This window comes from Cellulomonas sp. NPDC057328, from assembly GCF_042667215.1.
Taxonomy (GTDB): Bacteria; Actinomycetota; Actinomycetes; order Actinomycetales; family Cellulomonadaceae; genus Cellulomonas.
Genome location: NZ_JBHUZW010000122.1, coordinates 1 through 11568, shown reverse-complemented (window position 1 = coordinate 11568; position 11568 = coordinate 1). Strand labels below are relative to the sequence as shown.

At 75.9% G+C, this 11568-nt stretch carries 8 protein-coding genes; 7 read left to right on the top strand and 1 reads right to left on the bottom strand.

Translation table 11 applies throughout. The annotated features are described in order from the left end of the window. Positions 1–26: 26 nt before the first annotated feature. The gene (locus ACFUMH_RS16455; RefSeq protein WP_378208022.1) at positions 27–1229 is read right to left on the bottom strand and encodes a DUF4439 domain-containing protein; all 1203 of its coding nucleotides are present in this window, start codon (positions 1227–1229) and stop codon (positions 27–29) included. A gap of 141 nt (positions 1230–1370) precedes the next feature. On the opposite strand from ACFUMH_RS16455, the gene rimP reads away from it, so the two are divergent. The 7 genes from rimP to ACFUMH_RS16420 all read left to right on the top strand — a co-directional run bounded on the left by rimP (position 1371) and on the right by ACFUMH_RS16420 (position 11533). Beyond that, positions 1371–1916 (top strand): ribosome maturation factor RimP, encoded by a 546-nt coding sequence (rimP, locus tag ACFUMH_RS16450; RefSeq protein WP_378208019.1) that lies wholly within the window; start codon positions 1371–1373, stop codon positions 1914–1916. Between the two features lies 1 nt (position 1917). Beyond that, the gene (nusA, locus tag ACFUMH_RS16445) at positions 1918–2958 is read left to right on the top strand and encodes a transcription termination factor NusA (protein ID WP_378208016.1); all 1041 of its coding nucleotides are present in this window, start codon (positions 1918–1920) and stop codon (positions 2956–2958) included. After that, positions 2859–3422 carry a YlxR family protein gene (locus ACFUMH_RS16440; protein WP_378208013.1) on the top strand — a complete coding sequence of 188 codons (564 nt, stop codon included), beginning with the start codon at positions 2859–2861 and terminating at the stop codon, positions 3420–3422. Before nusA ends, ACFUMH_RS16440 begins: the two co-directional genes overlap by 100 nt. Before the next feature lie 70 nt (positions 3423–3492). Next, positions 3493–6405 carry a translation initiation factor IF-2 gene (gene infB / locus ACFUMH_RS16435; protein ID WP_378208010.1) on the top strand — a complete coding sequence of 971 codons (2913 nt, stop codon included), beginning with the start codon at positions 3493–3495 and terminating at the stop codon, positions 6403–6405. Between the two features lie 183 nt (positions 6406–6588). After that, positions 6589–7029: a 30S ribosome-binding factor RbfA gene (rbfA, locus tag ACFUMH_RS16430; RefSeq protein WP_378208007.1), complete on the top strand. Its 441-nt coding sequence runs from the start codon at positions 6589–6591 to the stop codon at positions 7027–7029. Next, positions 7026–8045 (top strand): tRNA pseudouridine(55) synthase TruB, encoded by a 1020-nt coding sequence (gene truB, locus ACFUMH_RS16425; RefSeq protein WP_378208004.1) that lies wholly within the window; start codon positions 7026–7028, stop codon positions 8043–8045. The genes rbfA and truB overlap by 4 nt, the downstream gene beginning before the upstream one ends. Before the next feature lie 170 nt (positions 8046–8215). Next, on the top strand, positions 8216–11533 hold the full coding sequence (locus ACFUMH_RS16420) for a glycoside hydrolase family 9 protein (protein ID WP_378208001.1): 3318 nt from the start codon (positions 8216–8218) through the stop codon (positions 11531–11533). The last annotated feature ends 35 nt before the right edge of the window (positions 11534–11568 follow it).

The following is an 11568-nucleotide window of genomic DNA, read 5'->3' as shown; positions in this document are numbered from 1 at the left end:
GTCCCGACGTCGGGACCCGCCGTCGTTCAGCCCAGCGGGGCGGTCGCCAGCTCCGGGACGCCGGGGAACGGGACGGGGGCGGCGCCGCGCGCGCCCGCCGCGGCGTGCGCCTCGCGCAGCCCCGCGAGGAGCGGACCCCGCTCGCCGGGTGCCGCCGACGCGGTCGCCGCGGCGTAGGCGTCCGCGACCCCGGACTCCAGGCGGCGCAGGAGATCGTCGACCACGGCGGGGTCGTCGAGGTCGGCCGGGAGCGCGTACGCCGAACGGCGCGGGTCCGCGGCCCGCCCGGCGACGCCCGCCGCGACCGCCCACCGGTTCGCGGCGGCGCGGTGGCGTGCCGCCTCCGCGCGGGACTGCGCGCGCGCGTCGTCGGAGCGTCGCGCGGCGACGACCTCGTGGGCGAAGCCGGCCTCGTCGTGCGCGAGCGCGACGGCGGCGAGCGCGGCTGCGTCGGCGCCGAGCGCCGCCGTCGACCCCGCTGGCTCGGCGTCCGCCGTCGGCGACGCCGGCGGGGTCGTCCCCGCGCCCGGTGCGTCGGTCCCCGTCGCCCCGGCGTCGGGCGTCCCCGCGTCCGGCGTACCTCCGTCCTGCGTGTCGGCCGGCGCGTCGGCGGGCCCGGCGGACTCGGGGCGGGGGAGCCCGGTGGCGTCCGCGAGGCGGTCGGCGAGCTCGGCGCGGGACGTCGCCACGGACGCGACGAGCCGCGCGAGCGGTCCGTCGGCGACCTCGTCCGCGTCCGCGGCGGCGGTCGCGGCGTCGTCCGCGAGCTCCGCCACGAGCGCCGCCGCGTCGGCGGCCGGCGCGGGCGGCGGCGCGGTCGACGCGGACGGCTCGGGGTCGGGCAGCCCGGAGTCGTAGACACCGCCCGCCGCGTCCGCGTGCTGCCGGGAGAAGGCCGCGACGTCGAGCAGGACCGTGCGCGCGGGGCCCTCGGGCGTGCCCGCGGCGACCGCGTCGGCGTCGGCCGCCAGCCCGAGGGCGTCCGCCACCGTCCGGCCGCGCACCTGCTCGAGGGCGTCGGGGCTGGGCTCGACCGGCGGCGGGGTCTCGAGCCGCAGACCGCACGCGGCCAGCGGCAGCACGCACGCGAGGGCCAGCACGGCGCGCGCGGTCCGCCGCGCGCCCGTCCGGCGGGCGGCGGTCGGCGACGTGCGGGACGGCGCGGTGCGGGACGGGGCGGTGCTGGACGGCGCGGTGCTGGACGGGGCGGGGGCGGCGGGACGGTCCATCGGGCGCGATCCTCCCACGTGCGCGAGGCGACACCCCACCGGGTCGGGGGCGGCCCACCGAGTCGTTACGCTGGGGGCCCACAACGTCACAAGGGTCGCCGCTCGTGCCGCCCGCGCCGAGAGCCGACAGGAGGCCGCGTCATGGTCGCGCCAGCAGCCGCACCCCGGGTGCGTGAGGTCGTGGAGCCCGCCGTCACGGCGGCCGGGCTCCTGCTGGAGGGCCTGCAGGTCGCCGGTGCGGGGGCCCGCACGGTGGTGCGCGTCGTCGTCGACCTCGCCGCGGACGACGAGCGTGAGCTGGACCTCGACCGCATCGGCGAGGTCACGCAGGCCGTGTCCGACGCGCTCGACGCCACCGACGTGCTGCCCGGTGCCTACACGCTCGAGGTGAGCAGCCCCGGGGTCGACCGGCCCCTCACGGAGCCGCGGCACTGGCGGCGCGCGGTCGGCCGCTCGGTGACGCTGGTGCGCACCGACGGCGGCGTCGTCGCCGGCCGCCTCGTCGAGGTGGGCGAGGGTGACGCGCCGGAGGTGGTGGTCGTGCCCGTGACGGACCCGGGCAAGGGCCGCCGCCCCAAGGAGGGGGCGCCCGTGGCGGTGCCCTGGGCCGACGTGCGGTCGGGGCGGGTCGAGGTCGACCTGAGCGGCGTGGCGGGGCAGGACGACGACATCGAGACGGAGGGCTGACGTGGACATCGACATGCAGGCGCTGCGCCTGATCGAGCGCGAGCGGGAGATCAGCCTCGACGTGCTCGTGGAGGCCATCGAGCAGGCGCTGCTCTCGGCGTACCACCGCACCCCCGGGGCGCAGCAGCGCGCCCGGGTCGAGGTGGACCGCCGCTCCGGGCACGTGACGGTGTGGGCCAAGGACCCGGTCGACCCGGAGGCGCCCGACGCCGAGACGCCCGAGTACGAGGACACGCCGGCGGGCTTCGGCCGCATCGCGACCGCGACGGCGCGCCAGGTGATCGTCCAGCGCCTGCGCGACGCCGAGGACGACCAGGTCCTCGGCCAGTTCCGCGGCAAGGCGGGCGAGGTGCTCGGCGGCGTCATCCAGCAGGGCCGGGACCCGCGGACGGTCCTCGTGGACCTCGGCGGGGTCGAGGCGGTGCTGCCGGCGCACGAGCAGGTGCCGGGGGAGAAGTACGTGCACGGCGAGCGCCTGCGCGTGTACGTCCTCGACGTCGCGCGCGGGCAGCGCGGGCCGCAGATCACGCTGTCGCGCACGCACCCGAACCTCGTCCGCAAGCTGTTCGCCCTCGAGGTGCCGGAGATCGCGGACGGCACCGTCGAGATCACCGCGCTGGCCCGCGAGGCCGGCCACCGCAGCAAGATGGCCGTGCGCGCCACGGTGCAGGGCGTCAACGCGAAGGGCGCCTGCATCGGCCCCATGGGCGGTCGCGTCCGTGCCGTGATGGCGGAGCTGCACGGCGAGAAGATCGACATCGTCGACCACGCGGACGACCCGGCGGAGATGGTGGCGCACGCGCTGTCGCCCGCCCGGGTGCTCTCCGTCACGGTCGTCGACCCCGACGCACGCGCCGCGCGCGTCGTCGTGCCGGACTACCAGCTGTCCCTCGCGATCGGCAAGGAGGGCCAGAACGCGCGGCTCGCGGCCAAGCTGACGGGGTGGCGGATCGACATCCGGTCGGACGCGCAGGACCCCTCCGAGGGTGCCGACCAGCGCCCGGCGGACGCGACCGACGGGGCGTCCGGTCACGTCCGGTGAGCCGGCGCGGTAGACTGACGGAGGCTGGGCCGGAAGGCCGGCTCTCCTCGCCGAGCAGGCGGACCCCCGATCCCGTGCCTCCCGTGCCCGATCCGGGTCCGGTGCGCACGTGCGTGGGGTGCCGCTCGACCGGTCCGAGATCGGCCCTGCTGAGGGTGGTGCTGGGCCGCGACGCCACGGGTGAACCCGTGCTCGTCGCGGACGAGCGCCGCCGGATGCCGGGCCGGGGTGCCTGGCTGCACCCCGATCCGCACTGCCTCGAGCTCGCCGTCCGCCGGCGGGCGTTCGGGAGGGCCCTGCGTCACGCAGGCCCGCTCGGCACGGAGGTGGTCGCCGGTGCGGTGCACCGGCACGCGGACCAGCCACGGCCGCAGCACGACGGCGTCGGGACAGGACCGATGCCGACCGTCGACAGGGAAAGCGGGTTGGAAGCCGATGGCGACCCGATGAGCACGCAGCGATGAGTGCCCAGAGATGAGTACCCAGCACTAACGACGGTCCGACCTGTCTCGGGCGGACCGAGACAGGAGAGATGTGGCCAAGGTCCGCGTCTACGAGCTCGCCAAGGAGCTCGGAGTTGACAGCAAGACCCTCATGAGCAAGCTCGGCGAGCTCGGTGAGTTCGTCCGTTCGGCGTCCTCGACCATCGAGCCGCCCGTCGTGCGCAAGCTGCGCGACACCTACCCCGCCGGCGGTGGCAACGGCTCCGCCGCGCGCCCCGCGCCGGCCCCGCGTCCCGCGGCGCCCGCCCCGGCGGCACCCGCCGCCCCGGCACCCGCGCCCGCCGCCCCCGTGGCGTCGGCGCCCGCCGCACCGGCTCCGGCCGCGTCCGCGCCCGCCCCGGCGGCGCCTGCCGCCCCGGCGCCCGGTCCGCGTCCCGCGCCGGCCACGCCCGCCCCGGCGGCTCCGGCCCCCGCGCCGGCCGCACGCACGCCCCAGGCGCCCGCGCCGCAGGCCCCGGCAGCCCGTCCCGCCCCCGCGGCCCGTCCCGGTGCCCCGCGCCCCGGCGGCCAGGGTGGTCAGGGCGGCGGTGCCGGTCGTCCCGGTGCCGGCCGCACCAGCGGTCGTCCGGGCAACAACCCGTTCGCGCCGTCGCAGGGCATGCCCCGTCAGGGCGGCGGCGACCGTCCCGGCGGCCCGCGTCCCGGCGGTCCGCGCCCGGGCAACAACCCCTTCGCCCCGTCGCAGGGCATGCCGCGTCCCGGTGAGCGCCGCCAGGCGCCCGAGGGCGCTCCCGCGGCTGCCGCGGGCGACCGTCCCGGCGGTCCCCGTCCGGCACCGCGTCCGGGCGGTCCCCGCCCGAACCCCGGCATGATGCCCGGCCGCACCTCCAGCGGCGTGGGCCGTCCCGGCGAGCGCCCGGCTGCGGCCGGTCGCGGCGGCCCGGGTGGCGGTCGCGGCGGCGGTGGCGGCGGCTACGGCGGTCGTCCCGGCGGTGCGCCCGGCGGCGGCGGCGGTTTCGCCGGCCGTCCCGGTGGCGGCGGTCGTCCCGGCGGCGCCGGTCGCGGCAGCACGCAGGGCGCGTTCGGTCGCGCCGGTGGTCGCCCGGTCCGCGGGCGGAAGTCGAAGCGGGCGAAGCGCCAGGAGTTCGAGGCCATGCAGGCCCCGTCGCTCGGTGGCGTCAGCGTCCCGCGCGGCAACGGCTCCACGGTCATCCGGCTGCGGCACGGCTCGTCGCTGAACGACTTCGCCGACAAGATCGACGCCAACCCGGCGGCGCTCGTCACCGTGCTCTTCCACCTCGGTGAGATGGCCACGGCGACGCAGTCCCTCGACGAGGACACGTTCGGCACGCTCGCCACCGAGCTCGGCTACGTCATCGAGATGGTGTCGGCCGAGGAGGAGGACCGCGAGCTGCTCGGGTCCTTCGACATCGACCTGGACGCCGAGCTCGAGGCCGAGGGCGACGAGGACCTGGCGGCGCGTCCGCCGGTCGTCACCGTCATGGGTCACGTCGACCACGGAAAGACGAAGCTCCTCGACGCCATCCGGTCCACGGACGTCGTCGCGGGCGAGGCCGGCGGCATCACCCAGCACATCGGTGCCTACCAGGTGCGCACGGAGCACGAGGGCCAGGAGCGGGCCATCACGTTCATCGACACCCCGGGTCACGAGGCGTTCACCGCCATGCGTGCCCGTGGTGCGCAGGTGACGGACATCGCGATCCTCGTGGTCGCGGCGGACGACGGCGTGATGCCCCAGACGATCGAGGCGCTCAACCACGCGCAGGCGGCCGGCGTGCCGATCGTCGTGGCGGTCAACAAGGTGGACAAGGAGGGGTCCAACCCCGACAAGATCCGCCAGCAGCTCACCGAGTACAACCTCGTGGCCGAGGAGTACGGCGGCGACACGATGTTCGTCAACGTGTCGGCCAAGCAGCGCATGGGCATCGAGGAGCTCCTCGAGGCCGTCCTGCTGACCGCCGACGCGGCGCTCGACCTGCGGGCCAACCCCGACAAGGACGCGCGCGGCGTCGCCATCGAGGCGAACCTCGACAAGGGCCGCGGTGCGGTCGCGACCGTGCTGGTCCAGTCCGGCACGCTGCACGTCGGGGACGCGATCGTCGCCGGCACCGCGCACGGACGCGTCCGGGCGATGTTCGACGAGCACGGCGACAACGTCACCGAGGCGGGCCCGGCACGTCCGGTCCAGGTCCTCGGCCTGGCGTCGGTGCCGAGCGCCGGCGACACGTTCCTGGTGGCGCCCGACGAGCGCACCGCCCGGCAGATCGCCGAGAAGCGCGAGGCCGCCGAGCGTGCCGCCCTCCTGGCCAAGCGCCGCAAGCGCATCAGCCTCGAGGACTTCACGCAGGCGCTGCAGCAGGGCAAGGTCGAGACCCTCAACCTGGTCCTCAAGGGCGACGTGTCCGGTGCCGTCGAGGCGCTCGAGGACGCGCTGCTCAAGATCGACGTCGGCGACGAGGTCGACCTGCGCGTCATCCACCGCGGTGTGGGTGCCATCACGCAGAACGACGTCAACCTCGCCACGGTCGACAACGCGATCATCATCGGCTTCAACGTGAAGTACGCGGAGCGCGTCGAGGACCTGGCCGACCGCGAGGGCGTCGACGTGCGCTTCTACTCGGTCATCTACCAGGCGATCGACGACGTCGAGGCGGCCCTCAAGGGCATGCTCAAGCCGGAGTACGAGGAGGTCCAGCTGGGCTCCGCGGAGATCCGTGAGGTCTTCCGCTCCTCGAAGTTCGGCAACATCGCCGGGTCGATCGTCCGCTCCGGCGAGATCCGACGGAACACGAAGGCGCGCGTCCTGCGCCGCGGCAAGGTCGTGGGCGACAACCTCACGATCGAGTCGCTCAAGCGGTTCAAGGACGACGCCACCGAGGTCCGCGAGGGCTTCGAGTGCGGTATCGGCCTCGGGTCGTTCAACGACCTGCAGGTCGAGGACGTCATCGAGACGTGGGAGATGCGCGAGAAGCCGCGCAGCTGATGTGGGACCGGCCGGGCGCGATCCGTCGCGTCCGGCCGGACTCCGGGAGGGGTCGGCGGGCCTACCGCGGGCCTGGCGGCCCGTGCCAGGCCCACCACGGCCCGCCGACCCCTCCCTGCGTCCGTCCTCGTGCAGAAGAGCCCGCCATCTCGTGTGATGGAGGCTTCAAGGAAAGGAAGTGCCATGGCGGACACGGCTCGGGCGCGGAAGATCGCGGAGCGGATCCAGCAGGTCGTCGCGCGCATGATCGACACGCGGGTCAAGGACCCGCGGCTCGGCTTCGTCACCATCACCGACGTGCGCGTCACCGGTGACCTCCAGCACGCCGACGTGTACTACACCGTCCTCGGCGACGAGGAGGCCCGGACCGGCAGCGCCGCGGCGCTCGAGAGCGCCAAGGGGCTCATCCGGTCCGAGGTCGGCAAGCAGACGGGCATCCGGCTCACGCCGACCCTCGCGTTCCACCTCGACGCGGTGCCCGAGACGGCCGCCCACCTCGAGGCCGCGCTGTCCGAGGCCGCGCGCCGCGACGCCGAGGTGGCGCGTCTCGCCGCCACGGCGCGTCCCGCCGGCGACGCGGACCCGTACCGCCGTCCCGACGAGGACGACGACACCGACGCATGACCGACGCGACCTCGGCACCGCCGCCGGCGCGTGCAGGACGGGGTGGCGGTCCGCAGCGGCGTGGCCCGCGCGACGACGGGCGCCCGCGCCGGCCCACCGCCGACGACGGCGTGCTCGTCGTCGACAAGCCCGCCGGCTGGACGAGCCACGACGTCGTCGCGCGCGTCCGGCGGCTCGCGTCGACGCGGAAGGTCGGGCACGCCGGGACCCTCGACCCCATGGCCACGGGCGTCCTCGTGCTCGGCATCGGGCGTGCGACGCGCCTGCTGACGTACGTCACCGGCGCCGACAAGGACTACGCGGCGACCGTGCGGCTGGGTGTGCGCACGTCGACCGAGGACGCCGAGGGGGAGACCCTCACGGTGACCGACGCCGCCGCGGTGACGCGCGACGCGGTCATGGCGGCCGCCGGCGCGCTCACCGGCGACCTGCTGCAGGTGCCGAGCGCCGTCTCCGCGATCAAGGTCGGCGGGCAGCGCGCGTACGCGCGCGTCCGCGCCGGCGAGCAGGTCGAGCTCGCGGCGCGGCCCGTGACCGTCGCCCGGTTCGACGTCCTCGACGTCCGCCCTGCGACCGCCCCGGGCGCGGACGGCGCGGAGGTGCCGGTGCTCGACGTCGACGTGGCCGTCACCTGCTCCTCGGGTACCTACGTCCGGGCGCTGGCGCGCGACCTCGGTGACGCGCTCGGCGTCGGCGGGCACCTCACCGCGCTGCGGCGCACCCGGGTCGGCGGGTACGGCCTCGAGGTGGCGCGGAGCCTGGACGCGCTGGCGGCGACGCCGGACGACGCCGCCGTCGACGTCCTGCCGCTGGCGGACGCGGCGCGCGCGGCGTTCCCCGTCCGCGAGCTCACCGAGTCGGAGGCACGCGCGCTGTCCTACGGCCAGGGCGTGCCGGTGGGCGACGCCCCCGACGGCCCCGTGGCGGCCATCGGTCCGGACGGCGTCCTCGTGGCCGTCGTGCGCCGTCGCGACGACCGGCTGCGGCCGGACGTCGTGCTCGCGCCCGCCGGCTGACGCCTGCGGCGCGCGTCGCCCGTGGGAAGGACCGAATCGTTTCGGGTGCCCTGACCGGCGCCTGCGCGCGCCGCACGCCTACCGGTTCGTCCGATTCCCGGTCTATCCTCCGTCGACGGCTGACGCCCCCACAGAGGAGTGGGAGCGCTCCTATGGCTAGGGGGAACGACGTGGTTTCTCGCAGCACGACTCGCGCGGCGCGGACGGGCGCAGCGCTGACGGCCGGGACGGCCGCGGTGGCGCTCGCGGTGGTGGGCGCTCTGCCCGCCGCCGGCTCGCTGCTCGGCGACGGGTCCTTCGAGGAGGGTCCGGGCGCCTGGGTGGCGTACGGGCACGAGGGGGAGATCGACACCAGCACCGGCGCCCTGTGCGTCGACGTGCCCGCCGGCTCCGCGCAGTACGGGGTCGGCGTGGTGCTCAACGGCGTGGCGGTCGAGGAGGGCTCGACCTACACGTTCGGGTACACGGCGACAGCGTCCACCGACGTGACCATCCGCGCGCTGATCGGTCAGAACGGCGCCCCGTACGGGACCGTGCTCGACACCAGCCCCGCGCTCACGAGCACGCCGACGCCCGTCGAGGAGGTGTTCACCGCCACCGCGAGCTACCCGGCCGCGCCGACGGCCGACGAGCCCGAGGGGCAGATCGCGTTCCAGCTCGGCGGGGTCACCGACGAGGCGTGGACGTTCTGCCTCGACGACGTGTCGCTGAGCGGTGACGCCGAGCTGCTGCCGCACACGTCGTTCGCCGAGGGGCTCGGCCCCTGGGGCTTCCACGGCACCGGGGAGCCGCGCTTCGCGGACGGCGAGGTCTGCGTCGACCTGCCCGGCGGCCAGTCGAACCCGTGGGACGCCGGCCTGACGTACACGGGTGTGCCGATCGACGAGGACGAGAACTACGTCCTGTCCTTCACGGCGCGCACGACGCCCGCCACGCCGGTCCGCGTCATCGTGGGCGAGGGCGGCGGGGCGTACCGCACGGTGCTGGAGCAGGCGTCCGCGCCGCTCGGCACGGAGGCGACGACGCTCGAGTACCCGTTCACGGCCAACCTGTCGTTCCCCGCCGAGGGCGAGGCGCCCGGCCAGGTGGCCTTCCACCTGGGCAAGCAGGGTGCGTACGAGTTCTGCATTTCGGAGGTGTCGTTGACCACGTCCGCCACGCCGCCGCCGCCGTACGAGCCGGACACCGGCCCGCGCGTGCGCGTCAACCAGGTCGGCTACCTGCCGCACGGGCCCAAGCGCGCGACGCTCGTGACCGACGCGGCGGAGGCGCTCCCGTGGCAGCTGCTCGACGCCGCGGGCGCCACGGTCGCCGAGGGCACGACGACGCCGGCGGGGCACGACGCCTCCGCCGACGCCGACGTGCACGTCGTCGACTTCTCCGACGTCGAGGCGACCGGTGAGGGCTTCACCCTCGTCGCCGACGGCGAGACGAGCCGTCCGTTCGCCATCGCGTCCGACCTGTACGCGCAGCTGCGGTACGACGCGCTGAACTACTTCTACCTGGCGCGCTCCGGCACGCCGATCGAGGCCGAGATCGTCGGCGAGGAGTACGCCCGCGAGGCCGGGCACGTGGGGGTGCCGCCCAACCAGGGCGACACCGACGTGCCGTGCATCGGCCCGCGCGACTACTACGACGGCTGGACCTGCGACTACACGCTGGACGTGACCGGCGGCTGGTACGACGCGGGCGACCACGGCAAGTACGTCGTGAACGGCGGGATCTCCGTCGCGCAGGTGCTCTCGACCTACGAGCGGACCCTGCACGCGCCCACCGCCCGGGAGGGTGCGCTCGGCGACGCCACGCTGCGCCTGCCCGAGCGGGGCAACGACGTGCCCGACGTCCTCGACGAGGCGCGCTGGGAGCTCGAGTGGATGCTCAAGATGGTGGCGCCGGCCGGCGAGTACGCCGGGATGGTGCACCACAAGATCCACGACGAGGGCTGGACCGGCCTGCCGCTCATGCCGGCCGACGACCCGCAGGTGCGCTCGCTGCACCGGCCGTCGACCGCGGCCACGCTCAACCTCGCGGCCGTGGCGGCGCAGGGCGCCCGCCTGTTCCGCGAGCACGACGCCGCGTTCGCGGACACGCTGCTCACCGCGGCGCGCGACGCCTACGCGGCCGCGCAGGCGCACCCCGACGTGTACGCGCCGGCCGCGGCCGGCTCCGACGGCGGCGGGCCGTACGACGACCGCGACGTGAGCGACGAGTTCTACTGGGCCGCGGCGGAGCTGTTCACCACCACCGGCGAGGACGCGTTCGCGGCGGACGTCGCCGCGAGCCCGCACCACACCGGTGACGTGTTCGGTCCCGGCGGCTTCAGCTGGGGCAGCACCGCGGCGCTCGGCCGGCTCACCCTCGCGACCGTCCCGAACGGGCTCGCGGACCGCGACGCGGTGCGCGCGTCCGTCGTCGCCGGGGCCGACGCCTACCTCGCCGCGCAGGAGGGGCACGCGTTCGGCTCGGTGTACTCGCCGACCGGCGGCGCCTACGACTGGGGCTCGAACTCGTCGGTGACGAACATCCTGGTCGTCATCGCGACGGCGTACGACCTCACGGGTGACCGGCGCTACCTCGACGGCGTGCTCGAAGGGCTCGACTACCTGTTCGGCCGCAACGCGCTCAACCAGTCCTACGTGACCGGCTGGGGCACGGTGTACTCGCAGAACCAGCACTCGCGCTGGTTCGCCGCGCAGCTCGACCCCGCGCTGCCGCACCCGCCGCCCGGGTCGCTCGCGGGCGGTCCGAACTCGATGACCGGGACGTGGGACCCGACGATGCAGGCGGCGTTCACCGAGGGGTGCGCGCCGGCGCGGTGCTACCTCGACGACATCACGTCGTGGGCGTCCAACGAGATCACGATCAACTGGAACTCGTCGCTGTCGTGGGTCGCGTCGTTCGTCGCGGACCAGGGCCAGGCGGCGCCCGAGGCGGTCGCGCCGACGGTGACGACGCAGCCGACGGGTGCCACCGTCGCGCTCGGCGGCACGGCGACGCTCACCGCCGCGGCGTCCGGCGTCCCGGCACCGACCGTGCAGTGGCAGGTCCGGCGCGGGTCGGCGGCGTGGGCCGACGTGCCCGGTGCGACGTCCGGCACGCTCGAGGTGACGGTCACGGCGGCGCAGGACGGCGCGCGGTACCGCGCGGTGTTCACGAACGCCGCGGGGTCCGCGACGACGCAGGAGGCGAAGGTCACGGTCACGCGCTCGGCGCCCGTCGTGACCCGCCACCCGCAGGCGACGTCCGCACGCCTCGGCGCGTGGGCGACGTTCGACGCGGCCGCCACCGGCTACCCGGCACCGACGGTGCGCTGGCAGTTCCGGTGGTTCTCCGGCCCGTGGCTGCCGGTGCCCCTGGCGCACACGACGACGCTGCGGGTCCCCGTCACGCCGCTGGCGTACGGCACGCAGTACCGCGCCGTGTTCTCCAACGGCGAGGGCAGCGCGGCGACGCGTGCGGCCGCGCTGACGGTGCGCGCGCGCAGCTGACCCGCCGCCGACGGGCCGTCCGCCCGTCCCGCCGG